Here is a 26,548-nt window from a genome sequence, read left to right as displayed (position 1 = left end):
TTTACTCATTCCGGGCTGAGTTGGAAGCTCATTTTTCTCAAGATATAAAGGGGATAAATGGAAGAAATCCAGCCTAAAATCGGGGCGGAAAATAGGATTAGAAGGGGAGTTTCCGGTAAAAAAGAAAAATGGAGAGTCCATCCGAATGCGTTTTTGTTCACTACGTATAAGATAATCGGCGACATGATCAAAGAAGCGATAATGCCGAAAAACGCCCCGAAACCGGTCAAATAAACGGATTCAGTTTTTAGAATGGTCCCAAGTTGGTCTCCGGAAGCGCCCAGATATTTTAATAATCCTAGAATTCTTCTTTTATCGTAAAGAGTATGAACGAGAGAAGAAAGAAGGGAAATCACTGAAATCAGGATCGCTGTCGCTTTTAGGGAATCCAAGACGCTGAATACTTTATTGATCTCGTATAAATAAATCTCTCTTAATTGCACCGAATCCAATAGGATTAGATCTTTGTATTCAGGATCCGATTTTAGAAAATCCAAAATTTTATTTTTGGAATATTCCATCCCGGAAGGATTAGAATATTCCTCTTTCAGGAATAACTTGATGGAATTCAGCGATTTGAATTCGAAATTTTTCTCATAAGAACGGATATCCATCATGATCGTTCCTCGTTCCGAAAAAAAATGTTCCTTGATCCCTTTGATATAAAAGTTCTTTTTTCCTTCGGGAGTTTGAGAGGCTAGTATATCTCCGGGTTGCAATTTTTTCAAATGAGCCATATTCGAAGAAATTAAAATGTCGGTTTCTTCTTTTACTCTATTCTCTATCCTTTCCGGTTTGTCTGAATACACTGAAAAATCATATGCGTGGATCATAAAATTTCCCTTATCCGTTTCAAAGGAAGTATTCACTAAAAAACCGTCTAAATAGGAACTGACTCCTAGGCTTCTGATCTTCTCGGGTAGATCTTTAGGAACTCCACCGTGAATTCCGGAATGAAAAAAACGATCGTTGATGATCGTGAAATCGGAAGGATATTCCGAATCCACCCAATCGTTCAGGGATTTTTTATAACTATCAGTAAGTACTGTCAGACAGAGCACAAGAGAAGTCGCAAGCATCACTGTTGCTGCAGTCAATGTGTTCCTACCCGGATTTTCTTTTAACTCCTCTAGGCCTATCCTAAAGAAAGGAAAACCTTTATCACTTTTATCCAGGATCTTGGAAACTGTAGAGCTGAATAATGCAAGTAAATATGGAAATGCAAAAGTGATCCCGATCACTACTCCTCCGACTCCTAATAAACCGGGCAGGGGAAGCTTCCATGGAGAAGGAATATTAGAGATCGCTAAAGATACGAAAAAGATGACAACTCCGTAGATCGCTAATTTAGAGCTCGGGATCTTCGATCTTGAATTTTGAGAATCTCTTAAGATGGAAAGAGGAGGGATCTTTCCTGCTCTTATCGCAGGATAAACGGAAGATATGATAGATCCTAAAAGTCCTAACCCTCCTGCCAGAGCCAGATCCAAAAATGAAATAGAATGATATGTGGATAAAAGATTTTTGTCTACAAGTCCCGATTCAGGGCGGAAAAAATCTAAACCAGAGAAGAAGATCCCGAATAGAATTCCTAAAACGGTTCCTAAAATCCCAAGTAGAACAGACTGACTTAAAAATAGAAAAATAGAAGATCGAACATCCAGGCCCAATGTCCTAAGTATCCCGAGTTCTTTTTCTCTACTTAGATATAATCCGGTCATCGTATTCGATACCATAAAGAATGCGATTAGAAGCGAGATGAATGAAATGATGAGTAGATTTAATTGAAAGGAACGAAGAGCATTTGCCGATCTTTCTTTGATCTCGTCCGATGTTTCTATTTTTACCTTCGTTCCCAATATGGTCTGTAGGACTTCCTTCGTTTTGGAAAGATTTTCTGTCCTTGATTCTATTAGGAGATAATCGGGGCCAAGGATCTCCGGATTTTTTTCTTGGATCAAAGAGAGATCCTCTATGATCAGGAACCCGCCTTCCATTTCTACCGGAATATATTCTTTAAATTCCTTTGATTCTCCGTTTAAAAGAAGGGTAAAAGGTTTTCCTTGGAATTTGTCCGATAGAGTTTTAGATACATATGTTTTTTCTAATGGACCCGATACCTCCGTATCCATTTTGGACCCAAGCGGGATCCCAAGATATTCTTTGGTGAGATCCATTCCGATATAAAGAACTCTTAAATTATCAGAGGAGATCCCTTCTTTTTGGATCCTGGGGCGGACTGCAGTGATCGTTCTCAAATCAGGATTAGAATGGATCTGAGAGAGAATTCCCCAATCCAATGTTTGGCTTACGCTACTTGGAGAAACTTTTAAATTAAAATTCCCCTTCATGTATCCCATGGAGAAATCGATCAGGGACTTTTCCGCCTTATTCGCATTACTTGTTGTAGAAAGAAATAAACCGACTCCTAAAGAGATCCCCAATAATGCGAATATGAATCTAGGAAGATGGGTTTTAAAATATTCGTATAAAAAAATAAAATACAGGGTCATACAAGTCCCAGAGCGGGATTTTGTTCAGGAAGTATGAGTCCATCTTTCATTTTCAATCGGACTTTTCCTTTTTCTCCGATCTCTCTGTCGTGAGTCACAATGAATAAGGAGAATTTCTCCTTCTCTTGTAACTCTAATAATAATTCTAAAATTTTTTGGGCGTGGTAAGTATCCAAGTTTCCTGTTGGCTCGTCGGCAAGAACTATGCTTGGGCGTTTTGCTAATGCTCTTGCGATCGCCACTCTCTGTTGTTCTCCACCTGAGAGTTCATCCGGTTTATGATGGGATCGATGAGAGAGTCCTACTTTTTCCAAGGCTTCTTTCGCGATCTCTCTCGCTTTGGATTTTCCTATGCCGCAAATGTATAAGGGGAGGGCGATATTTTCCAAAGCACTTAGATAAGGAAGTAGATGAAAAAATTGGAATATGATCCCTGTTTCATTTCTTCTATACTCAGTGAGTTCCTGTTCGGATAGGGCACTCAGGTTTTTTCCACCGATCCAAACTTCTCCGGAATCTGCTTGGTCGATCCCTGCAAGAATATTCAAAAATGTGGATTTACCTGAACCGGAAGGACCCATCAGGGTGAGAAACGTATCTGCTATATCTAAATTGATCCCTTTCAGTACAGGAACTTCTTGTTTTCCGTTCTTATAGGACTTAGCTAAGTTTTGGATGAGAATGCGGTTTGTCGGATTCGACATAGGACCATTTTGGATCTTTCAACAGAATAGCAAGGAAAAGAAGAGTGAATTTCTCACTGAGATCTTAGAGAGCAAAGATAGACGATCCGGAAATATAATGATTTTGTAGATTTAAAATAAGTTTGGGGACAAAGTTTTTGGAAAGGATGTTTAGTTGCACACGGAGTTCACAGAGAGCACTGAGGGTTTTAATGTAAGTTTTACAAACTCTGTGCTCTCAGTGTTCTCTGTGCGAAAAAATTATCTAGTAATTCTAGCGAATTCAATTCCTTGGTAGTAGTGACGAATGATCTCTGAGTAACTGAAGTTTTGTTTTGCCATTCCGAAACTTCCCCACTGACTCAAACCAACTCCATGACCGGAACCCATTCCTTTGATCAGGAATCCTTCACTTTCTCTTTTGATCCCGAAACGAAGAGATTTTACGGAGGATCCTAATAGACTACGGAATTCTTTTCCTTTCATTTTAGAAGTTCCTTGTTTTCCGATCACTTCTATAAGATCAACTCTACCGGAAGGGGTTCTGGAAAGTACCTGAACGGATTGAACGGATCCGACTCCTAAGGAAGAAAGGGCTTGGTCTAACTTGTCCTGGCTCAGAACTTCTTTCCAAACGAAATTATCTCCAGCTTCGTCGAATCTAGAAGGAACTGATTCCAAATAAGGAAGTCTTTTCCCTCCCCAGACCTGGTCCGGAGTTTCGGTCCTTCCTCCACTATTGGAATGAAAAAACATATGGATCGGATCATCTTCATATACTGCAAGAACACCTTCGGTATCTCTTACTGCTTGGGTGGTTTTCGGATTTTCCTTATCCATTCCTGCATATGCTTGAGAGTTTACTGTCGCTTCCACATCATAAGCGACATCCTTATCTCTTTTATTTAAAATTTCTCTTACTGCGTAAGTTCTAGAACAAATTGCTTGTGCCTTTAAGGCTTCGGAAGGCCAGCCTGCGGGAACTTCGGAAGGAATAACAGCATATAGATATTCTTCTAATGGAACTCGGTTGATCACTAGAACATTCCCGTTTTTATCCGGTTGTAAAAGGATCTCTCCTCTTAATTTTCTTCCCTTGTATTCCAAACCTGGATTGTCCGCTACAAAACGGATAGGCGCCTTTAGTTTTTTTGCATCTAAAGAAACCGAATCATAAGCACGTTTGATCAGAAGATCGTTCACATCATAAACGAAGATCACACCGTCTGCTTTGATCATCAGATCAGATTCTGCCTTACCTAAAAAGACCCTGATTTTTTCGGAAGTTTTTAAGGCATTCGGAGAATTCCAAGGACGTATGATCACTGTAGTACAGCCCCAAACAGCCAAGATCAAAAATAGAAAAAGTGCAAAAGAGAGTCGTTTCATGGATACCTTCGAATTTGTATACCTTTGGGTACTTATATCGAAGGAAATCCGAAATCCCTTCAGCGATTTTTAGGGGAGAATACCGCTACCGCTTCCATATGAGGGGTTTGGGGGAAGGGATCACAAAGTAGGAACTCCTCCAATTTGTAGGAACTTTCCAGAATTGCGATGTCCCGGAGTAGATTTTGAGGATTACAGGAAATATAGATAAGCTGGGAAACCGGATTTGAATTTAAAAATTCACATAGTTCCGGTGATAGACCACTTCTAGGTGGGTCCGCTAATAGAACCGAATCCTTCCAAGGAAGATCTGCAGCTTCCATTTTGGCTAGACCTTTTTTGTGGAATAGATCGAATGCCAAAAATTCTATCTTTTTATCCGGAAAAATTTCCTGTAAGGATTCTTCTCCCGCCAAAACGGAAGAAGGAACGATGTCTATTCCTAAGATCCTGGAAAAGTGTTCTCCGAATAAGATCGAAAAGAAACCGCTTCCGCAGAAAAGATCCACTAGGTTTTCGGGCTTGCCGATCTTAGACCGAATAAATTCTAAAATTTTAATGAACTCTTTAGGATTTGGCTGGAAGAATCCATCGAAAGGTACTTTGAAATTTTTTCCCCAGATCTCTTCTATCAAATACGTATTTCCACGAACTGCGATCGCTTCACCGGAGGCGGAGATCTCTCCTTTCTTTCTGTTGAAACAAAAAACTATATTTTTAGCACCGAATATTTCTTTGGATCTTAGGGCAACTTCTTGCATCAGTTCCGTATTTTTAAAATCTTCTGTAAATGTAAGAATACTCATGGAGTCTTCGTTGAAGACCGACTTTCGTAGAGTGAAATATTTCAAATAGCCTGTTTCTTTTTTTCGATCATATTCCAATCCGGGAAACAGATCCAAAAGTTTATGAAGAAGGGGCATTTCTGAATTCGCCCAGTCCGTTTGGATCGGACAATTTCCCAAAGGAATGATCCTTCTAAAATTTCCAGACATGCGCAATCCGACGATACGATCCGGAAAAACCGCAAAATCCATTCTATTTCTATACGAATAAGAAGAATCGGCATGCGATATTTGTGTCTGAGCAGGATTATATTTTTCTAATTCTTTTAGGATCGGTTCGGACTTTAGATCGAATTGTATAGGGTAGGGTAAATGTTGCCCCGAACATCCCCCACATTCTCCGAACTTAGAACATCTAGGAGTCGCGGATCTAGGTTCTATGTTGGTAGGGTTCCATTTGAAAAATACCTTTCTTTTTCCGAATTTATAAACGTCGTATACATCTCCGGGAAGAGAATATGGTATTTCTATTTTTCTTTTTCCTAATGTTCCCTCTCCTCTCAAGTTCGGGAGGAGTTTTTCGATTTCTAAGACTCCGAACGGTTCTTGATCGAACATGGATTAGGATTTGATATCGATATTCTCCAAACCTTGGTTTGTGAAAATCTCTTCGTATTTACTAATATAAGGGGCTTCTTTTTCGATCCTTTCTTCGATTGCCATTGTAGCAACTCCGGATTCTCCATACTCTTGTAAGAAATCCCTTCTTGCCATTCTATGAATGAGTTCGTCCCAAAATAACTCGTTATCGTAATCGGAAATTATATCGAATATATCCGTCTGGTCCTCGAATTTTCGAGTAGGGAAATATACGTCGTCTGCAGGATCGTAGTCTACGAATTCCTGCTTTCCAAATTCTTTCGCGAAAGAAAGTATGTATTGCTCGAGTTCGGCATAGGAATTTAATTCCTCGTCACCTTCATTAAATGCGTTGATCATCCAACTGGAGATCGCAATAGATTTGAGTAAGGTTTCGTACTGCTCGGGTGTGAACTCAATTTTCATGAAGAATCCTCGGATTACGGTCAATTTTAATCGGACTAATCAAGGAGCTACCAGATTTTTTAAGAACTTACGCTTCTTTAGATCTTTCTTGTTTCTTGGTCTGGGAATTTTTGGTTTAAATTTTTGTACGGACATTTACCGATTTGATCAGCTTAAAAAACCGAAAGAAGATATCGCTCTAACTTATATTCTACGCCCGTCAATGCCCGGGCAGTCCGTATTTTCCTTTAAGGTAGAATTGTTTCGGTTTCCAGGTTCTTTTAAGGAAGGAAGTCAGGTCTTATACAATACTTTTCATTTGGATTCGGGAGAATACAGGATCTTGGAATTACAACCAGGGTTTTATTCTATTCGATCAAAAGATTTCGAAAAAGTTTTTTATGCGAAAGAAGGAAAGGTTACCTTTTTATCTTTGCAACTTTTTAGCACCGGAGCCTTTTCTTTACCAGACTTATTTATCAAAGATCTAAATGCGGAAGAAGCTCTTAGAATATTATTGGAAGGAGAAAGAATGTATCGCCTTGAAAAAAATTAAGAGTTCCAGTGAGAAATTAGTTCATCCAAATATTTCTGAAATTTTTTAGCCCCATTCGATCTGCCCATATCCATCCAATCCAAATGTCCCGCTCCCTTGATCTCCCAAAAAATTTTAGGATCCTTTGCTTTCTGAAATAATTCCATCCCGTTCGGAAAAGATACGATCTCATCTGCAGTTCCATGAACTATGAGTAATTTCACCGGTGAGATCTTATCGATCGTATCTCCCGGGCTATATGAATCCGAAAAAAAGAATCCTACGATATGATCCATTGGAAAGAAGGAAACTCTTTCAGCCACAGCCTTCGCAACATGAGAATAATATGCGAATGTCCCGTCACCGACAACCAGAGCTATGCCGTCTTTATTTTCCAATTCAGAAACGGAAAATAACCCGATCGCTCCTCCTAAACTTTGGCCGTACACTACCCATGGGATCCCGGCATTTTTTGCCCTAGATTGTTGAAATTTTAAGACTTCCTTCGAGTCCTCTATCGCGGAACCTTTATCCGGTTCTCCTCCGGATTCTCCGTAACCCCTATAATCCCAGGTTACCAATTCATATCCATTTTTGACCAACCATACTAAACTCAAGTAATGACTGGACATATTCTCTCCATTTCCATGGAACTGAAGGATCGTAGCTTTAGGTTTTTCCCCGGAAGGTTTAAAGATCCAAACTTTGATACTTGTGCCGTCTTTCATTTTGAGTGAGACTTTTTCGGGTTTAAATCCTATCTTTTCAGGTTGAACATAAACTTCTCTAGTAGGCTGGAACAAAAGTGCGGAACATTTCTGTACCAGAATGGAAAGTAGGATACACTGTATTAATTTTCTAAAATTGATAAACATAAGAGAAGCTGACTTCATTATAATTCCTTTGTGCTTTTGTTTCCAATCGTAATTCATGATTTACTTGTATAGCGTATCTGAGCCCCAATTGTGCCTTATAATCATCATGTACATTATAGATCGAGAATGCATAATAATGAGCAGATAAAACCGCTTTAAAGGAACCGAAGTTCGCGATCCAGTATAAAGCCGCCTGAGGAGCTAGTATTGCGTTCGTATCGTATTTTCCATTATATCTTAATTTTGCTCCGGCCTGTATGGAGAATAAAAACCGTTTTGGTCCTTCTGAAAATTCGTCCTGGAAACTATACCCAAATGTTGTTTCTAAATTCGCATTCGTTATTCTTTCATATTTTTCGAGATTGGAAAATTCATTATATCGATAAGCGAGAAGATTTAGATTATCCGGCTGGGAGATCGCCATCCACTCTAAAGCTTTTTTCTCTCTGCTTAGATTTTTCTCATAAACAGATGAGTCTGCGCCTGAATCAACAAAATAGGACATGGATCTTCCTAAAGAATTATACGGTGTCAAAGAAAGTATCCTGACCAAATGAAATTCTTCCAAATGGAGTTTCTTGGAATCCTGATAATACCTTGCCTTCAAAGAAAAATAATCTACGGAAGAATTGGGCGGGTAGCCGGTATCCGTATTTAAAAGATCGTGAACTGCCGCTCTGTATCCGAATCCTAAAAAGTTCCCGAGATTGGAGGAGCCTACCTCGTTATAGAGCGCAGAACTTCCATGTCCTATATGTGGACTTTGAGTGACCGGAAGAAATCCGGATTCGTCATAGTTTGTAGGAAGTTTTGTCCTATATAAAAGTAATTTTCGATAATTTTGATCCGAGTCCTTTGTCGATTTCCCTTCCGATTTTTTATAACGAAAGGAGTCTATGATCGTGTCAGCCAATAATGGAACCCTGATCTGATCCGAGACTTTAGTATCGGTCAATTGGGAAACGTCCCCATCTTCGATTATTTTTTTATAAAGTTCTTTTTCTTCCTCGTTCATGGTCCTTAGTTTTTGGACTATCTTACTATGGAGAGAAGGTCTATAGTGAATTTTTCTCACTAATCCTTCCTGTTCTAAGTATTTCTTTATCGTATCTCCCGGAATAACAAAAGGAGCCTTATTCCTTAAAGATAATTTTGGCCTCGCGACTTCGATCAATGAGAGTAAATGGTAGGAGCAATTCTCATCCAAAAAATAATAGTCGAACGTTGCGGAGCCCAATTCCCAGAGATGTCTTGTCATTCGATTGATCTCGTCCTGGTTTAGATCCAATTCGTATTCCCAAAGATCTCTACTTTCCATATCATTATATTCTGAAATTTTCATATAGTAAGGAAATAGAGAAAAACTACCCGGATATCCTCCGAATAATCCTAATACTGAATAAATGAAAACATTCGTGGAATTTGGATCAGAGTTTGCCGCATAATTTACGGAATATTCCAATATTTCTTTTCGATCTGGATGTCCCGAATCTAGTTTAAGTAAAGTATGGCCAAAAATGGATGCAGGAGCGTTCATATAATAAGAAGCGAATACTACCTTTGCTCCCTTCGGATTAAGAGTAGAAAACCATTTCTTGAATCTGGAACAATCCGCTTTCGGAAAATTTTCTTCGGGTATGGAAAGTCTTTCTTGGAGCCAACGTTTTCTTTCCGGAAATTTACAAATAGGATGCATCCAATTCTCATCTCCTGGAGGAGGTGAGTCTTCCGTTAAGATCGCTTTTAGGCTCGCGAGTAATTCTTCTTTCGGACTTTTTTTGCCTTGTTCGGAAAGGAAAAAGGAAGGGGAATCCGCCTCGCTGACCCAATCCCCGAAACTTGTTTGAATATAATGAACGAGTAATATCCAATATCTATCTTCCCAGAGTTTTTGGGAGATCGCGCTATTTTCCCATTCTTGGATCCGATCGGAGCCATCCGAATGTATCGGATTTGTGAGAGAAACTAGACTGAAGAATATTATAAAAAAATAAAACTTTTTAAGCGGCAAACTTATATATGTGAATGAGATCCACCTTCTCGTATGGAGAAGGTGGATAATTTAAAGTTTAGATCTTGCAGGATCCTGCAAGTTCGGAGTTATTATTTACTTCGAATCTCATTTTTTCCAGGAACGAATCCGGGGTATTGCTATCGAATAGGTCGGAAAATTTTTGTTTTCCCACTTTTCCGAAAGTTTCCAGATCAGAACATCCCATTAGAGAAGCGAACGCGACCATTTTTTCACCTGAACCTTTCGCGAATTCCTGCTCTAAGGATTCGTAGTTCATATGAACAAAGATCTGTTGTTCCATTTGTTTCTGGGCGAATCCGTCCGTTTTGCAGTTCAGAGTACCAGTCGAGATCCCGAAAGATTGGTTGGAACTCCATCCGTTAACAGTGGCAGCAACTATCTGGTCCACTTTTTTGTTAGCAGGAATTACCACTGCTCCGAGCCCGCATCCGGCAACATTATAACCGTCTTTAGCGGAAACCTGTCCAGGAACGGAGAGTGAAATGACTGCGATCGATATGATTAATGCAAAATACTTTTTCATGATGCTCTCCTTAAATATTGCAACTGCGAGAAAGTTTCGCATCGGATTTGATCTCTTCTTTTACAGCGGCGAGTAAAGAAGAAGGAGTTGCCTCTTTATGGAACAAGGAAGAATAATTCTTTCTAGTCAACTCTCCGAATTCGACTGTAGAATCGCCTGAACAGCCTAATAATCCGGAAAGAGCTTCTAATCTTTCCCCTTTACCGTTTGCCATTTCTTGTTCCAAAGATTCGAAGTTGAGCGCTACGAATGCTTCTTGGGTCTTTGTAGAACTGATCAAACCGTCTGTTGTACAATTTAAGGTTCCTGTTGTAATTCCAGATGTTTGGTTTCCGGAAGTTCCGTTCGTAGTTGCAGACAGAACTTGTTGGAACGTCTTATTGTCTTTAATCAATAAGGCGCCGATTCCGCAACCGGAAACGCCGTAATCTGCAGCAGATACCGAAATTCCCGAAGCTAGGCTAAATAGTCCTACTAGCCCGATCGCTAGAAGTTTTTTATTCATAAATAAACCTTTCCTTCTTTTTTTCGGAAATATAAAATTACGATTCAACGGAATGTCAACAAGAATCACCCAAATAGGGTACGCTTAAAAAAAAAGTTTTTTCCAAGAAATCGATCGGATTTTATCGGAACAATTTTTATCCTTTTTCTCAGGGCAAGAAAGAAGGGTAGCCTATGGTTCATTTTGCTACATTGAACTAATTCTTTCGGAATATTTCGCAAAAAATGTCCCAGGCCACGAGATGGAGGGTTTTATTTTTTCGGGACCTTGTGTCGATGCAAATGCATCATATTTTGTTAATGTATGTTTGAGATTTATATTATATTATGAAAATATAATATAAATGAAGTGTTTCTGTTTTTGGTAGAATTTTATGCGCTAAAACTTCCACAATCTATCTCATTTAGGGTAGGACAGAGACATTAAACTATCCAATTTTGCGGTCGTTACAGTCATCTTTTTTTGTAAAAAATCAAGTTTTTAAGCAGATTTTGTTTTTTTAATATCGGTTGACGTATTTCTTCCATCAGACTTATTTGTTCCAATCAAAATTTTGAGGAATCTCTCAATGAAAAAATCACTAGTATTAGTGTTAGCAGCGTTTGCAGCATTCTCTATGAATTGTCTGTACAGCTATGCTGTTAAACACCCTACTTCTATTCTTGTGACAACTGGTTCTAACGTTGGTCAATACACTAGCCAAGGGACGATTACAATTCACGAATCAAGCCTTGGATCAGCTACTTTCGGTTTATCTGTATATGCAGCCGGACCTGAAGGAGTTGCTGCTCGTACTCCTGAGACTGATGAACTTGCAAAAGAATTGAACGATAAACTTGTTGCTAAAGCGAAAGAATTGGGATCCAACGCGGTTATCAACGTTCGCTACGGATATTCTAAGTTTCCGATCTTAATTCCGTTCTTAGGACCAATTGCGATCACTCATTTTGGTGTTACCGGAGAAGCTGTTACTATCGGCGGAACTCCTAAGAAGTAATTCTTTTACCCAAACAGGATTTTCCTGTTTGGGTAATTTCCTTTATTCCTTTTTTACATATTACAAAATTGTTTCAAACTATAGCGAAGCCTTATTTATTCAGGCTGATCTCGTTTTTATTTATTCCTTTATTATTTAGCTTCTGTGCGAACGAAGCTTTTGTTGAATTTAAGCCGAATATTTCCAATGCTCCTTGCGACAAAACTTGGAAAAGTCTAGATCATCTATGTGAAGAAGATCTAGAGGATCTAAGTTCAGGATCCACTCTTTTTAAGAATACCGATCCTTGGTCTATAGATTCCAATATTCTCCAAGGTCTTTTAAAAGGAGGCAACTCAGTCGACTCTTTGAGTGTTTCCTATTATCACGCGTGGGAAAACCAACCAATCTCCTCGAAAATTTTACAATTTTTGGCAAAAAGAAAAAAGGAAAAACTTTCTTCGGAAGCATCTTCCGTTCGTAAGAATTATTTTGTAGGGATTATTCCGGGGATGTTTTATAAAGATAATCCGGTAACCGGCGCGGACGGGGGACCTGTAAGGGAAATTTTGAAACAGGCTGGGATCCCTAATGGAAATATAGATATAGATCAGATAGGTACTCTGGAAGAGAATGCAAATGAGATCTGTAAATTTATTAAGAACTATGATCGAAGCGAAACTTTGATCTTATATTCTACAAGCAAGGGCGGAAGCGATTTTAAATATTCTGTTTCTAAATGCGGGAAAGAGCCTTATTTTTTAAAAGTTAAGGCTTGGTTGAACGTTGCAGGCTTGCTAAAAGGCACTCCGCTTATGACCAATCGAACAGATACTTGGTTAAAAAGGTTTATTTTGCGGATTGGGATCCCTCTTTATGGATACAGATTCGACTCCTTGTTCGATCTTAGGAGAGGTGAAGAGGCTCCCTTGGATGCAGATGTTAATATTCCAAATTCATTATATGTTTTGAACATTATTGGGATCCCTATGGCGAGGCATGTTTCCTTTAGAGGATTCCCTAATTTTACGGAACTCGCGATCATTGGCCCAAATGATGGGCTAACCTTATTACCGGATTCTCTCCAAAAAGGTGGCGATGTTCTTCCTCTTTGGGGAAATGACCATTATTTTTTAAAATTTAGGGATCCGGCTCTCTTTTTGTCCGTTCTGGACTGGATCATCTTAAATATTGAAAAGAAATGATATCTAATTAATACCGGATTCATTCCGCTTCCGCAAGAGAATATCCAGTTTCCAGATAAAATTTAAAAGTCCTGTCTAAACTATACGGCCCCGAATATTTAGAGAGATCTCTTTCCAGTTCTTGGGCCTTTAAATTCTTATACATCTCTTTCCATTCTTTGGAAATGATCCAAACTCTTTCTTCAGGTTCGGTTTCAGAAATGGATCTGAGAGCGAATACGAGGACTTCCCAACTGAAAGAAGAATGTTTTAGTAGAACATTCCATTCTTCTACGGATAATATTTTTCTGTTCTTAATGACTTCTTCTAAAAGTTCCGTTCCTAAGATCCCAGGATCGGAACCGATCTGAATATAATATCTTCTTAAAGGAAGAAGGTAATCTTTTTCCGGGAAAAGAGTTTTTCGTAGAGAAAGAAGTAAGGCTCTTCTACCCAATGCCGCGGATTCCAAAAATCTTCTTTGATCCAGATATTCCATACTTAGAATATGATGAAAGATAGGTTCTTCTCTGAATATATTCGCTCTTTGAAGTAAACCTTCTTCATAAAGACCTGAGTCCTTGGATTTATAGGAAAGTATACAAAGCCTATGTAGGTTTTTATTTCTTGGAAAATAGGGGAGGAACCGTTTACATCTTGCGATTGAATCCTCTATTTTTCCTGTTTTTTGAAAATTGGAGATCTCATCTAAGAGAGCTGCCTCATCCGCTTGGTATGGGTTAGATGATTCTAATTCTTGTAATCCGGCTCTAAAATATTCCAAATCTCCGATCCTAGAAGACCATAAAAGAGTTTTGTATCTTAGGTCTCTATTCTCCGGATCCTTTGCTAAAAGTACCCGAGCAGTGTTTAGTGCCTTATCCGGAAATCTAAGAGAGTCGTATAGATCCGTCATTTCTTGGAGAAGTTTTGTTTGGTCTGGATTCAGTCTTAGGCTTGTTTCATAACTTTTGAGGGCCTCTAATTCTTCTCCCTTTCCATGTTGGGCTTTGCCTAAGATCCAGTAATAACGGAAGTCTCGAGGCTCACCGGTTTCGTCGGCGATTTGTAATTTTTCCAGGGCTTGTTGGTATCTTCCTCGCAAAGCCTCTTCGGAAGCCTGCTGGATCAGCTCTTCCCAAGAAAAGGTTGAACTCAAGGCCAGGACCGATTTTATAGTGCAAATAACTAGAAAGAACCAAATGGACAGTGTTCGTCTCATTCTGGGCGTCCTCCTTTAGACAGGAGCACCCGATTGGAAGAAACGGCTCGGATTTCCGGAGCAATTCTTCTCACAGCTTTGATAAACACGGATCCCATCTTTTTAAACCATCGGAAATTTTAAAAAAAAACAAGAGGTTTCCCTGAAATGAATTCGGTAACCATTATTCTGGCTTTTGCCTTCCTGGCTATTTTGACCGCCGTAGTTTACGCATTAAAGGTCACCAGGATCCAAATCGGAACCGAGGGCGGAAAGGACAAAGAGTCCCTGAAATTGATCGAAATTTCGTCCGCTATCTCCGAAGGCGCAATGGCATTTCTCGTGAGGGAATACAAAACTATTTCTCTCTTCATCGCCTTTATGGCCGTTTTGATCTTCTTCCTTTTGGACAATCCGGAAACCCCGGATTTTAACGACGGGTTGTTTACTGCTATCGCTTTCGTAGCAGGAGCACTTATTTCCTGCCTTTCCGGATTTATCGGAATGAAAATCGCAACCGCAGGAAACGTTCGTACCGCTCAAGCTGCTAAAACCTCCATGACAAAAGCTTTCAGAGTCGCTTTCGATTCCGGAGCAGTGATGGGATTCGGTCTTGTTGGCCTTGCGGTTTTAGGAATGATTGGGCTTTTCTTACTCTATACTCATCTTTTCCAAAACGTTAGCACATTATTCCTCATGGAAGCTCTTGCAGGTTTCGGTTTAGGTGGTTCCGCAGTCGCTCTTTTTGGAAGAGTGGGCGGAGGAATTTATACTAAGGCTGCTGACGTAGGAGCCGACTTAGTCGGTAAAGTGGAGAAAGGGATCCCTGAAGATGATCCTAGAAACCCAGCGACTATCGCAGATAACGTAGGTGATAACGTGGGAGACGTTGCAGGTATGGGAGCCGACTTATTCGGATCCTGTGCAGAAGCAACTTGTGCTGCTCTTGTGATCGGTGCTACTGCAACTGCATTGTCCGGAAACACTGACGCTCTTCTTTATCCACTTCTGATTTCCGCATTCGGAATTCCAGCTTCTCTTCTAACTTCCTTTATCGCTTCTGTGAAAGAAGGTGGAAATGTGGAGAAGGTCCTGAAGATCCAACTTTGGGTTTCTACTCTTCTTGTGGGAGTGGCTATGTATTTCGTAACTGATGCATACATGGTGGATTCTTTCGAGATCGCTGGAAAAACGATCACTAAATGGAATGTTTTCATTTCCTTAATCGTTGGTCTTTTCTCCGGAATGTTCATCGGACTCATCACTGAGTATTATACTTCTCATTCTTATAAGCCTGTAAGAGAAGTTGTGGATGCATCTAAAACCGGTGCCGCTACCAATATCATTTACGGTCTTGCATTAGGTTATCAAAGTTCCGTGATCCCGGTTATTTTACTCGTAATCACTATCGTTTCTGCGAATCTTTTAGCTGGAATGTATGGGATTGCGATCGCTGCTCTTGGAATGATCTCTACTATCGCAATTGGTCTTACGATCGATGCTTACGGCCCTGTTTCTGATAACGCGGGCGGGATTGCTGAAATGGCTGAGCTTGGAAAAGAAGTTCGTAATCGTACAGATACCTTGGACGCAGCTGGAAATACTACTGCTGCGATTGGAAAAGGTTTCGCGATCGGTTCTGCTGCTTTAACTTCTCTTGCTCTATTCGCGGCATTCATCACCAGAACAAAAACAACCGGTCTGGACATTCTAAATGCGGAAGTTTTCGGCGGATTACTTTTTGGAGCTATGCTTCCTTTCGTATTCACTGCTCTTACTATGAAATCTGTAGGTAAAGCTGCAGTTGATATGGTGGAAGAAGTTAGAAAACAATTCCGTGAGATCCCAGGAATTATGGAAGGTAAGGCGAAGCCTGACTATAAGAGATGTGTGGACATTTCTACCACTGCGGCTCTTAGAGAAATGATCCTTCCTGGATTACTTGTTCTTACTACTCCGATCATTGTAGGTTATTTATTCGGTATTAAATCTTTGGCAGGTGTTCTTGCTGGAGCATTAGTTGCCGGCGTGGTTCTTGCGATCTCTTCCGCTAACTCCGGTGGTGGCTGGGACAACGCTAAAAAATATATCGAAAAAGCTGCTGGTGGAAAAGGTTCCGACCAACATAAGGCTGCAGTTGTAGGAGATACCGTTGGTGATCCTTTAAAAGATACTTCCGGTCCTTCGATCAATATTTTGATTAAATTGATGGCGATCACAAGCCTAGTGTTTGCAGAATTCTTTGTTCAACACGGTGGAGTTCTTCTTCGCTTATTCCAATAAGAATTACTCAAATTCTAAATTAAGAAAAGGGATCCGAAAGGGTCCCTTTTTTGTTTTGAGGAGATATCTCAGTGTTCTCTGCGTTCTCCGTGCGAACAAAAAAGTTTCGCACAGAGTTCACGGAGATCACAGAGTTAGGAATTTGGAAAATTAACTCGGCGCCTTAGCGGCTCTCGCGTGAAATTAAAAAACTTTTAAAACAATTTTCACGCGAAGAAAGAGAAGATCTTGTTGGAGTTCCTACGAAGATATCTCTGTGTTCTCCGTGCGAATCAAAAAATTGCACAGAGTTCACTGAGATCACAGAGTTAGGAATTTGGAAAATTAACTCGGCGCCTTAGCGGCTCTCGCGTGAGAATATTTTCTATCAAACTAATTTTCTGAATCTTATGTAGAATGGATCGAAGCCCATTTTTTTCCAGAATTCCACGGCACCTTCGTTTTCGGAGATTGCTCTTAATTCTATCGCTAAGATCGCGTTTTCTTTTGCAAATCGGAACGCTTCATCTACCAAAGGTTTCATAAATCCCGATTTTCTTTTGCCTTGTTTGGTGATTGCCAGATCGATGAATAAATTCTTTTCTTCATTTAAATACGGTTTTTCTTCTATTCTTGCGATTAATAGGGACACTAATTCTTCTTCTAAAAATCCGCCTATAAAAAGGACTTTGTCCGTTCCCCTAAGTTTTAGATACACATCCACCATTTTAGCGGCCGCTCTCGGGCGGATCTTGAATATCCCATCCAGGGGCATTTTATTTAGCATTCTAAAAAATTGATTCACCAACTCTATGGTTTCCTCCCTATTTTGGGGGAGAATGGGACGGATCTCTAAAACTTTTTGGGACATTAAAATAAGACTTTTCAAACAATTGGAGTTTGAGGAGTATTTTTCAGTTAGAACAGAGAAAGTTTTCGTCTCTTTTTTAAAATATATAAAAAAAGAAACAATTCCGGTTGTTATTCTTAGCAAAGGCACTGAATGATCTTTCGTGTAGTTTTATTCCTTTCGCTTTTATCTATCATCAATTGCGAAAATCATAAATCAGAACTTCCGCCTGCAGTACTCGGATACATTGCTCTGGATTATTTAATTTTGTCGGATCCTGACAGATCTGCGGTTTATTTTTCTAGCGTCAGATCGGCTGGATTAGAAATCGCTTATGAACCTGACGCAGAACCTTTTACCGGGAATTTTACGATCGGTGGTTCCGATATCTGGAGTGTTGTTCAAAATAATCTGGAAGATGTTTTTGCAGATCGAGGATATACGGTTTCTATTTCCGTTCCGAACGATCTATCTTCTATGACACAGATCCCAAGCCAGGGTAGATCCGTTTGGAGTGTGAACCAACTTTTGGATTTGGTCCCTCGATATAGAAGGCAAGCCTCCGATTTTCAATCTACAAGTTTTTTTATCATATATTTAAAAGGGCAAATGGCGGATGCACCTGGAGTGATTGCGGTCACGATTTCGGGAGTTTTCGGTATAGGTCCTCCTGTGGTTTTTGTATTCAAGGATATGGTGAATCAGTTCGATTCCGGAATTTCTCCCGATAAAGTGGAGAAGGCGGAACAAATGACCGTGACCCATGAACTAGGCCACGCATTAGGACTTGTGAACGCAGGGATCCCTTTACATAGTTCTCATCAAGACAAGGAACACGGAAATCATTGCACGGAAGAATCCTGTGGAATGTTCTGGGCACTAAGCGATACCAAAGTAGAGACCTTCAGTCCCAGCACGAATTCTTTGATCTTGGGCCAGGAATGTAGGGACGATATCCGGAATTACAAACCTTGATTAAAGTATCTTATCTGCGAAGTAAGCTTTTAGAGTGCTTATAGAGATCCTTTCTTGGGACATACTATCTCTTTCTCTTACGGTTACTGTTTGATCCTTTAAAGAATCGTAATCTACAGTGATACAATACGGAGTTCCGATCTCATCTTGTCTGCGATATCTTTTTCCGATCGCTCCACCTTCGTCATATTCCATATTCCCCAAAGCGGATAGATCGTTATAGATCGATTTTGCAAGTTCAGGAAGCCCGTCTTTTTTCATGAGAGGGAAGATACCGATCTTAACAGGTGCGATTTTAGGGGAAAAACGAAGAACTGTCCTTGTCTCACCGTCAGGCAATTTCTCTTCTGCGTAAGCGTCCGAAACGGTTGCGAGGAAGAGTCGATTTAAGCCTAATGCAGGCTCTACAACATACGGAACATACTTTTTATTTGCGACCTGGTCTTGGTATTTCAGATCTTCTCCGGAGAATTTCTCATGTTGGCCAAGGTCATAATCGGTTCTGGAAGCGATTCCCCAGAGTTCTCCCCAGCCGAATCCATATTTATATTCGATATCTGAGGTAGCTTCGCTATAAAAAGAAAGTTCTTCTTTTGCGTGTTCTCTGATCTTTAGATTTTCTTTTTTTAAACCCACATGATCGATCAGGAATTTTAAACAATAGTCCACCCAATGAGAGAACCATTCTTTCTGAGTTCCGGGTTCGCAGAAAAATTCCATTTCCATTTGTTCGAATTCTCTAGTACGGAATACGAATTGTCTGGCCATGATCTCGTTTCGGAAGGACTTTCCGATCTGAGCTATCCCAAATGGGATCTTATTTCTGGTAGTAGATACTACATTCTTAAAATTGATAAAAATACCTTGGGCGGTTTCGGGGCGAAGATAGATATCCTGTGAATCTTCTGCGGAAGCCCCGTGAGAAGTTTTGAACATCAGGTTGAAGTCTCTCGCTTCCGTAAATGTACCACGATTCCCGCAAGTAGGGCAGGCAAAGTTTCCGGCCTTGATGACCTCGTTCATTTTTTCCAGAGTAAGTCCTGTGGCCGCGCCTTCTCCGTTCTGATCTTCCAAAAATTTGTCTGCGCGGATCCTTGTTTTACAATTTTTACAATCGATAAGAGGATCGTTAAAATTGGAAACGTGACCGGACGCTTCCCAAACTTTAGGATTGAGTAGGATAGAAGAGTCAAGACCCACAACATCTTCCCTTAGATGAACGAAATGTTTCCACCAGAGTCTTTTTAAGTTATGGAGAAGTTCGGCTCCGTAAGGGCCGTAGTCGAAGGTGTTGGAAAGACCTCCGTAAATTTCAGATCCGGGATAAACAAATCCTCTTCTTTTACAAACCGACACGATGTCTTTGAGAGAGGAATCTAAGGTTTCTTTTTTCTCCATAGGTCCAAGGATTCTCGAGTAGGATTCATGATAAAGTATTAAATTCGCGGGAATTTCGGCCAATTCTTGTTTGCTTCCGGAACGAGCTAGGGTCCAATGGACAAGGATGTTCGGATGAAAAAGGAAATTTCGCAAAAAGAAAAACTGGTCTTCCGGGGGATCAATTTCCTTTCCTGGGCTTCACCACTTTCGATGATCGGGTTCGGGATTTTTTTCCCTCTAGGTGTCATTTTCCTTTTTCCGAAAGAGGATCGTGTACGTAGACCTGCATTTCATTCCATTCTATTGCAGGTGATTCTAGGAACCTTCTTATTCTCCTTAGAATTTCTGTTCTTATTCTTTCCAAGCTTAGAAGATTTTTTTTCTCGGTTCATCCTTGTGGATCCGAGCGAGAAAAGTATGTTTGGGCTATTGGTCTTAGGCCTGATGTTTTTCACTGGGCTCGCGATCTTCTTCCTACAAGCTAAGTTCGTACGAAAAAGATTAAAACCTTCCGAGCCACAACCGCTGATCCTAAATCCGGTCTTAGTATTTCTGATCGTTTTATGTATTGTGGTATTTACGAATTATCTGACTTACTCGGATGATTTCAGTGCAAAGTTGTCCACCTTCTCCACTTTTTCAGAAAGTATCTGGATCTTTTTCGTTACTACGATCGGGCTCGTGGAATTTTTCTCGGGTAAAAAACCATTCTTCTTATTTCGGAAACCTTGGGCATGGTTTATCAAACAAAGTAAGGATTCTTTTGCATTAGAGAATGAAAATACGAAGGCCGCAGAAAGAAAACGCAGGAATGCGAAGATCAGGGACATCATTCTTCCTGGCTGGGGCCATATTTACACGAAACATGTATGGAAGGGATTTCCGATCCTATTCGTGTATTTACTCGGTCTTTTATTATTCGCATCATTTTTCTTTTCCTGGATAGAACCTGCAATGGGGATCCGCTTTTTGGCGAGTCTGGGATTGAAACCTGGGATCTCCGACAAAAAGTTTTTTGACGTCGCGTCTTCTATTTGGATCTGGATCACGATCTTTGGAATATTAAGTTTAGTGAATTTATTCTCAGGATGGCTGCTTAGAAGATCCTTCTATAATAAAACTCCTTTATTCGGTCTAATTCCTGGATTTGAGAATAACGTTGCTCTTAGTGTTCTCGCGCATTTAGTGATCATCGCACTCGTTCTTTTTATGCCGACCACTATCATTTTCCAAAAATCCGAAAATAAGTCTAGGCCTACGGAACATTTTCAGCCGGAAAATCATGCAGAATTCTATTTTATAGATCCGAATCTTCCGGACGAAGTAAAAGGATTAAACGGGGGAGTGATTACAGGAACGGACACCCCAAATAGTAACGAGGGAGAAAAGGTCCCGGATGAAAAACCTGCGGACGAGGGAAGAGTAAAGGGAGAGGTAAAGCGGATCAAAGGTAAAAAATTACCTGCTACCTATTCGAATTATATCTCCGCGAAAATGAGGACTTATGAGTCTTTCATGGATTATTGGAGAAGTGCTCCTCAGAATTATTCCTGTGTAGTCGCTTACACAATTACTCCGGATGGGGAAGTTGTGGATGTAGAACTCGTGGAAGGTTCTTCTTATCCGGAACAAGATCGACGCACTTTAGAATTGATAGAAAATTTAACTCCTCTCATGCCTCCTCCGGGTACGAAAGGTTATATTAGAGTTACGGAACTTTTCTGGAACGGGCCTTTGGATGCAAAGGCGATGCCCACTACGATGCAACAGGAATTGGTGAATATGTTCGACGGCCGTTATATGGAGGAATTATAATGGAGGTATTCATCCTTGTTTTTGCTGTAATCAGTATTCTTCCATGGGGATTTTTCCTAGTATATACCCAGCCAAATTCAGGCAGGGATAATCGGATCATATTCATTATACTTTTTGCATTACTGCTTGGATGGCTTTCCACTGAACTCGTTTTAAAGACAAATGCTCTATTTTGGCCGGAAGCAGATATCAAAACGAAGGTTTCCAAACATATTCTTTCAGAAATCGCATTTATGGCATTTGTGAAAGCGGGAATGTTAGAAGAGTTATTTAAATCACTTCTGATCTTAATGCTCGCATTAGTCTTATCTTACGATTGGAAATTGAAAGTGTTCCTTCCTGAAACTTTTCTGGTCGGAGGATTTGTGTCCTTGGGCTTCGCCGGAATAGAAAATTATCATTATATTTTTCTTGCGAACGAAGGCGGCCAAGGTTTCGATAATGTGTATAAAACGTTTATATTGAGAACTTTAAAATCTTCTAATGCACATTTGCTCATTAACCTTTGCTTCTCAATGTTCTTGATAAAAAGTAATAAGAAAAAATTTCCAGACAAGTATTGGTACATATTTTTTGCATTTTTGCTTGCTGTGATCCAACACGGGCTTTTCGATTTTTTCGTGATACCTATCGGAAGATTCGGTTACTGGGCTGCGACTGCATTATTCGTTGGGATCTGGGTTTGGATCGTAAGAGATAGAAGGATCTATATGAGCGAAGGTGAACTTTTCAAAATAGAGAAGGAAACTAAATCTTCTCCGGAAGTATTAAAACCAAGTGAACCAGAGATAATCCGTTGAAATACAAAGAGATCAAAGTTTCCATCCCGAAAGATTTCGCGGAGGAATTCTCGGCATACCTAGACGAATGGCAGGTTGCTGGATATTACGAAATATTATTCGATAGAGAAGAACCCAGAAAGCCTGGAGAAGAGATCATTTCCGACAATACTCCTATCAGAGTTTATTTGGCAGAAGATGATATTCAGTCAGAAGCAAAAATCTGGGTGTATTTGCAAACGGTCGCTGCGGAAAATTCATTTGCTGAATCCAGATGGATCGAAACCAAAGAATACGAAGAAGCTTATAAAGAATTTTATAAACCTTTTTCCATAGGAGTATTTTGGGTAGTTCCTACCTGGGAAAAAGAAGATTGGGAGAAAAAAAGTCCCTCCGACGGGAATGGTTCTGTTCCTGTATATATCAACCCTGGACTTGCATTTGGGACAGGGCATCATGAGACGACTAGGCTTGTTCTATCCAGGCTCGGTTCTATCGATTTAAAGAATAAGAAGATCGCGGACATAGGGGCCGGATCCGGGATATTATCCGTGGCAGCGGCCAAATTGGATGCTGCAAAGATCATCGCAGTGGATATAGATCCTAATGCGGTACGTTCTTCAACGTTTAATCGAGATGAGAATGGGATCTCCTCTGAACTTTTAGCGGTGGAAGAAGGAGGATTCGATCATCCTATAGTTTCTTCCGAGACTTTCGATCTATGCGTTGCGAATATCACTTTTGCAGTCTTAAAGGCGAATATGGAAAAGATCGCAGCCTTACATACGGATCATTATCTTTTCAGCGGTGTGATTACCGAGAGAAAACAGGAATTTTTGGAATTATTGTCCTCCCAGGTCGGCGGTGAACTCGTCTATGAGGCATCTTGGAACGGATGGGAACTGATCGAATGGATCAGAAAATAATATCTAGTTTTTATAATATATAAGATCGGAGAAAAAATGAAACATTACGACGTATTCGGGATAGGGAACGCACTCGTGGATATTTTAGTCCCTGTCGAGGATTCTTTGTTACAAAAAATGGGTTGGACCAAAGGGATCATGACCCTAGTGGATTCTGAAGTTCAGGGTGGAGTTCTTGTGACCCTGGACGGACATAAAAAAGAATTAAGATCCGGAGGAAGTGCGGCAAACACTATGATCGCTCTCGCAAATTCCGGAGGGACTGGAACTTATACCGGAAAAGTAAGCGAAGACACTTACGGAGAATTTTACAAACAGGACATGGAAAAGGCAGGGATCTTATTCGAAGTTCCCCCTTCCAAAGAAGGACATACAGGGACCTGTGTGATCTTGACCACTCCGGATGCGGAAAGGACAATGCTGACACATTTGGGAATTTCCACTACTCTAACAAAGAACGATTTGGACCTGGATAAATTGAAAAAATCTTCCTACAGCTATGTAGAAGGATATCTCTGGGACGGCCCTTCTACCAAGGAAGCATGTGTGCTTGCAATGGAAGAATCCAAAAAAGCTGGGGTAAAGGTCGCCTTTACTTTCAGCGATCCTTTTTGTGTGAATCGTTCCAGGGAAGATTTTCTCAGGCTCACCAAGGATTATTGTGATTTAGTTTTTTGTAATGCAGAAGAAGCCAAGGCACTTGCCGCAAGTGAGTCCAAAGAAGAGGCCTTAAAGTTCGTCTCTAAACTTTGTCCGAACGTAATGATGACAGACGGTTCTAATGGAGCCTATGTTTCCGAAAACGGGACTATTTCTCATGTAAGCGGGTTTGCAGTCCAAAAACTATTGGATACGACCGGAGCCGGGGATTCATTTGCTGCCGGAGTTCTATATGGACTGACTCATGGATTCAATCCGGAAAGATCCGCGAAATGGGGAAATTACGTAGCCTCCAGGATCGTTCAGGAAATAGGTCCAAGACTTTCCGTCAGACTCATGGGCAGACAGGAAGAAATACTAGGTTAAACTTAATTATTTCGCACAGAGGCCACTGAGGGGCTAAACGTATATGTCGGTCCCTGAGTGCACGAAGCGTGTATCGCGCGGAAGCGTCACGAAGTTAGGGCCGTAATATAGATGTGTTTTCTATTAGGTACCCTCTATACAAAATTCGCTTTGCTCATTTCACTCGGGAACCGATTTAATATCTGCTAATTCAACTCCGCAGCTTTGCGTGAAATTGCTCTGTGCTCTCCGTGTGCTCAGTGCGAACTTAAAACTCAAGGGCAAGAGTAGGATAAGTTTATCGTATTCATGTTCCCGTTATCTGGAACGGAGAATGTTATAGGAGTTCCGACGATCGTATCCGGAAAGCCGTCCAGGTTACCAGTATCAGCAAGGCAATAGAGCTTATGTGTTCCTGGATTGATATATTTAATTTTAACAGTTCCATTTCTCGCCGGAGTAGCAGCTAAAGGTAATTTCGTTAAGATATTCGTTTCATTCACTCTGAAAACCGCAAAGTAATGAGTTAAATTTCCGGCGCCGCCGGTGATCGCAAGAGAAGACGCATCGCTCGGATAAATCGTTCTGGACCTGGATAAAATACCACCGCCCATATCCGACTGTCCTTCATGATTCACTTTCCAGTCGCTGATTGAAATTAACGTGGCAGCCGTACTTCCGTCAGCAGCCTTGATGGAATGAACCATTAGATTTTCCTTAAGGTTCATTCTTACTTCGAAAATATAAGGTTCATAACCTGGGTAAAAGTTCATATCGTCTTCACCCGGTTGGATCGAATACAGAAGAGGGAACACTAACGGATAGCCTGATTTATCGGTGGTCCCTGCAGCGTATGCAAGCCTTGGAACTATATTAAAACCGTATACTCCATAGTTATCGAAAAAAGTGACCTTAGTCAGATCTACGCCGGGAGAATTTCCCCAGCCTGTAACCAAAGAACGGATATAAGTTCCGGTATAGTAGTATTGGCTCGGTTGGCCTGTGTTTGTTCCCGAGGTCGGATCATTGGAAGGAAATTCAGCACCTTCTCCGTTCAAGAACTGGACCATCTTGAACTCACCATTGAGCTGCCTACAAGTATTCGAATTTAAAGTATAAGGTTGAGTACAATATACTTCTCTGTTTGGTGCTACGTTGTCCCAAAAGGCCTTGGCAGCTGCAGGTGTCCTGATCTGGGAAAGATTATTCAATCCATCCTGATATTTGGAAGAAATACGGATCTCACCTATATCGATATAGATAGGAAGATTTTGCATCTTGGGTAGGGCGCTTAGGTTGAATCCAGGATCCCCCGCCATATCTTTATAAGCGTCCCCAGTCCCATTATTATATTCTGAAAATTCAAGAGGGTTATCCGTAGCGTAAGTTCCCTTCATCAATAATAACATTCTGTTATTGAATAAAGTACTGATGACCGGATTGTCGGTGGCGTTTCCTTCCCAATGACCTACTTTACAATCCGAACCGAATACGAACGTAAAAATGCTGATAAATAGAATTCGATTCGTTTTTAAGATCATAGGAATACGCTCACCATCAAACCGAAATGAAAAAATTCAGTGTCCACTTTATTATAGTAATAAGGATTATTTAAACGGTTATCCACGGTTGGACCTACGTAAGGATATTTTGTTTCCGCAGGGGAATTTAAATCAGACTCATAAATTTTATTATAGTCCAATCGGATCCCGATTCGTATCTTTTTTCCCGCCACAAAGCTGGCCTCGAATCCTGCATACAAGGTATCGTTCCATCTGGAAGTGTTTGCAGGTCTTGCGACTACGTACGTTTCTCCCGCACCCGCTTTTACCATGAAGGTAATCGGAAGTTCTAAAGGTAGTTTATAACAGATAGCAGCATAGACTGGGATCGTGGTCAAAGCCCTTTCCGATCTGGAAAGATAGTTTGCATAAGAAGCCCCTGTTTCCAGATAAAAGATCCAAGGCCAAGGAATTCTATAGAATAAACCTCCACCTAAGGTGGTGTCCAAATATTTCTGAGCTTCCGATCCTGGGAATGGATTGGAGGCTCCAACCCAAGCTCCGATCTCCGGTTTTCTATTATCATAGAATGTAGGAAGTTCTTCTTCTAATTCTTCGTCATCGGTAGAATCTTTTTTATCGCTACGTGTAAGTCCGGAAGAAGGAAGGTTTCCTCCTGCTTGTGCAAGTATGAGTTCTCCGTTCCGAAAACTATTTCCGATCTTATTAAAATCCATCGGAGTCGTGACCGGTTTGCCGCCCATGTATTTAACGGCTTTCTGATCCACTTGGTCCGGAAAGGAGAA

At 40.5% G+C, this 26,548-nt stretch carries 22 protein-coding genes and 1 pseudogene; 9 read left to right on the top strand and 14 right to left on the bottom strand.

Annotated features, from left to right (window positions below; translation table 11 throughout):
- Positions 1-5 precede the first annotated feature (5 nt).
- The 5 genes from EHQ64_RS03885 to EHQ64_RS03865 form a co-directional block, all read right to left on the bottom strand.
- Positions 6-2,513: an FtsX-like permease family protein gene (locus EHQ64_RS03885; protein WP_135648187.1), complete on the bottom strand. Its 2,508-nt coding sequence runs from the start codon at positions 2,511-2,513 to the stop codon at positions 6-8.
- Positions 2,510-3,217, bottom strand: coding sequence for an ABC transporter ATP-binding protein (locus tag EHQ64_RS03880; RefSeq protein WP_135648186.1), 708 nt, complete (start codon positions 3,215-3,217; stop codon positions 2,510-2,512). Before EHQ64_RS03880 ends, EHQ64_RS03885 begins: the two co-directional genes overlap by 4 nt.
- 240 nt (positions 3,218-3,457) lie before the next feature.
- Entirely contained in the window at positions 3,458-4,585 is a 1,128-nt protein-coding gene (locus EHQ64_RS03875; protein ID WP_135648185.1) for a SpoIID/LytB domain-containing protein, read from the bottom strand.
- A 59-nt stretch (positions 4,586-4,644) separates the two neighbouring features.
- Positions 4,645-5,988, bottom strand: a complete 1,344-nt coding sequence (locus EHQ64_RS03870) for a class I SAM-dependent RNA methyltransferase (RefSeq protein ID WP_135648184.1) — start codon at positions 5,986-5,988, stop codon at positions 4,645-4,647.
- A gap of 3 nt (positions 5,989-5,991) precedes the next feature.
- On the bottom strand, positions 5,992-6,435 hold the full coding sequence (locus tag EHQ64_RS03865; RefSeq protein WP_135648183.1) for a hypothetical protein: 444 nt from the start codon (positions 6,433-6,435) through the stop codon (positions 5,992-5,994).
- Positions 6,436-6,673: 238 nt separating this feature from the next.
- Here EHQ64_RS03865 and EHQ64_RS20360 point away from each other — a divergent pair, with 238 nt between their 5' ends.
- Complete coding sequence (locus EHQ64_RS20360) at positions 6,674-6,970, top strand: hypothetical protein (protein WP_246048581.1); 297 nt, start codon at positions 6,674-6,676, stop codon at positions 6,968-6,970.
- Here EHQ64_RS20360 and EHQ64_RS03855 read toward each other — a convergent pair.
- Genes EHQ64_RS03855 through EHQ64_RS03840 form a run of 4 tightly spaced genes read right to left on the bottom strand, consistent with a single transcriptional unit; the run spans position 6,967 to position 10,887 of the window.
- The gene (locus EHQ64_RS03855) at positions 6,967-7,842 is read right to left on the bottom strand and encodes an alpha/beta hydrolase (protein WP_135648181.1); all 876 of its coding nucleotides are present in this window, start codon (positions 7,840-7,842) and stop codon (positions 6,967-6,969) included. The two genes, EHQ64_RS20360 and EHQ64_RS03855, sit on opposite strands and share 4 nt — an antisense overlap.
- Positions 7,808-9,835: an Lnb N-terminal periplasmic domain-containing protein gene (locus EHQ64_RS03850; RefSeq protein WP_135648180.1), complete on the bottom strand. Its 2,028-nt coding sequence runs from the start codon at positions 9,833-9,835 to the stop codon at positions 7,808-7,810. Before EHQ64_RS03850 ends, EHQ64_RS03855 begins: the two co-directional genes overlap by 35 nt.
- A gap of 58 nt (positions 9,836-9,893) precedes the next feature.
- On the bottom strand, positions 9,894-10,382 hold the full coding sequence (locus EHQ64_RS03845) for a DUF3015 family protein (RefSeq protein WP_135648179.1): 489 nt from the start codon (positions 10,380-10,382) through the stop codon (positions 9,894-9,896).
- Between the two features lie 10 nt (positions 10,383-10,392).
- The gene (locus tag EHQ64_RS03840) at positions 10,393-10,887 is read right to left on the bottom strand and encodes a DUF3015 family protein (protein ID WP_135648178.1); all 495 of its coding nucleotides are present in this window, start codon (positions 10,885-10,887) and stop codon (positions 10,393-10,395) included.
- 568 nt (positions 10,888-11,455) lie between these two features.
- Between EHQ64_RS03840 and EHQ64_RS03835 the strand changes: the two genes are divergently transcribed.
- Both EHQ64_RS03835 and EHQ64_RS03830 read left to right on the top strand, forming a co-directional pair.
- A complete protein-coding gene (locus EHQ64_RS03835) occupies positions 11,456-11,884 on the top strand; it encodes a YbjQ family protein (RefSeq protein WP_135648177.1) in 429 nt (142 codons plus the stop codon).
- Between the two features lie 68 nt (positions 11,885-11,952).
- Entirely contained in the window at positions 11,953-13,068 is a 1,116-nt protein-coding gene (locus EHQ64_RS03830) for a hypothetical protein (protein ID WP_135648176.1), read from the top strand.
- Between the two features lie 19 nt (positions 13,069-13,087).
- On the opposite strand, the gene EHQ64_RS03825 is transcribed toward EHQ64_RS03830, so the two are convergent.
- Complete coding sequence (locus tag EHQ64_RS03825; protein ID WP_135648175.1) at positions 13,088-14,269, bottom strand: tetratricopeptide repeat protein; 1,182 nt, start codon at positions 14,267-14,269, stop codon at positions 13,088-13,090.
- 147 nt (positions 14,270-14,416) lie between these two features.
- Here EHQ64_RS03825 and EHQ64_RS03820 point away from each other — a divergent pair, with 147 nt between their 5' ends.
- On the top strand, positions 14,417-16,531 hold the full coding sequence (locus EHQ64_RS03820) for a sodium-translocating pyrophosphatase (RefSeq protein WP_135648174.1): 2,115 nt from the start codon (positions 14,417-14,419) through the stop codon (positions 16,529-16,531).
- 367 nt (positions 16,532-16,898) lie between these two features.
- On the opposite strand, the gene EHQ64_RS03815 is transcribed toward EHQ64_RS03820, so the two are convergent.
- A complete protein-coding gene (locus EHQ64_RS03815) occupies positions 16,899-17,381 on the bottom strand; it encodes a GNAT family N-acetyltransferase (protein ID WP_167882347.1) in 483 nt (160 codons plus the stop codon).
- A 132-nt stretch (positions 17,382-17,513) separates the two neighbouring features.
- Between EHQ64_RS03815 and EHQ64_RS03810 the strand changes: the two genes are divergently transcribed.
- A complete protein-coding gene (locus tag EHQ64_RS03810) occupies positions 17,514-18,335 on the top strand; it encodes a hypothetical protein (protein ID WP_135648172.1) in 822 nt (273 codons plus the stop codon).
- Here EHQ64_RS03810 and EHQ64_RS03805 read toward each other — a convergent pair whose 3' ends face one another.
- Complete coding sequence (locus EHQ64_RS03805) at positions 18,336-19,733, bottom strand: glycine--tRNA ligase (RefSeq protein ID WP_135648245.1); 1,398 nt, start codon at positions 19,731-19,733, stop codon at positions 18,336-18,338. It lies immediately after the preceding gene.
- 114 nt (positions 19,734-19,847) lie between these two features.
- On the opposite strand from EHQ64_RS03805, the gene EHQ64_RS03800 reads away from it, so the two are divergent.
- From EHQ64_RS03800 to EHQ64_RS03785, 4 genes are read left to right on the top strand one after another with little or no spacing between them, the layout of a single operon-like run.
- A complete protein-coding gene (locus EHQ64_RS03800; protein WP_135648171.1) occupies positions 19,848-21,530 on the top strand; it encodes an energy transducer TonB in 1,683 nt (560 codons plus the stop codon).
- Positions 21,530-22,330 carry a PrsW family glutamic-type intramembrane protease gene (locus EHQ64_RS03795; RefSeq protein ID WP_135648170.1) on the top strand — a complete coding sequence of 267 codons (801 nt, stop codon included), beginning with the start codon at positions 21,530-21,532 and terminating at the stop codon, positions 22,328-22,330. The genes EHQ64_RS03800 and EHQ64_RS03795 overlap by 1 nt, the downstream gene beginning before the upstream one ends.
- Positions 22,327-23,235, top strand: a complete 909-nt coding sequence (locus EHQ64_RS03790) for a 50S ribosomal protein L11 methyltransferase (RefSeq protein WP_135648169.1) — start codon at positions 22,327-22,329, stop codon at positions 23,233-23,235. Before EHQ64_RS03795 ends, EHQ64_RS03790 begins: the two co-directional genes overlap by 4 nt.
- Before the next feature lie 36 nt (positions 23,236-23,271).
- Positions 23,272-24,261, top strand: coding sequence for an adenosine kinase (locus EHQ64_RS03785; protein ID WP_135648168.1), 990 nt, complete (start codon positions 23,272-23,274; stop codon positions 24,259-24,261).
- A 254-nt stretch (positions 24,262-24,515) separates the two neighbouring features.
- Here the strand turns inward: EHQ64_RS03785 and EHQ64_RS03780 are convergent, their stop codons facing one another.
- Together EHQ64_RS03780 and EHQ64_RS03775 are read right to left on the bottom strand one after the other, a co-directional pair.
- Complete coding sequence (locus tag EHQ64_RS03780) at positions 24,516-25,781, bottom strand: LIC11270 family surface protein (RefSeq protein ID WP_135648167.1); 1,266 nt, start codon at positions 25,779-25,781, stop codon at positions 24,516-24,518.
- Positions 25,778-26,416 (bottom strand): annotated as a pseudogene (locus EHQ64_RS03775) (hypothetical protein); the annotation flags it as partial. The gene EHQ64_RS03780 and the pseudogene EHQ64_RS03775, both read right to left, overlap by 4 nt.
- Between the last annotated feature and the right edge of the window lie 132 nt (positions 26,417-26,548).

The organism is Leptospira sarikeiensis (assembly GCF_004769615.1).
GTDB lineage: Bacteria > Spirochaetota > Leptospiria > Leptospirales > Leptospiraceae > Leptospira_B > Leptospira_B sarikeiensis.
The sequence above is the reverse complement of the archived record's forward strand: the minus strand, read 5'-3'. Positions and strand labels throughout refer to the sequence as shown.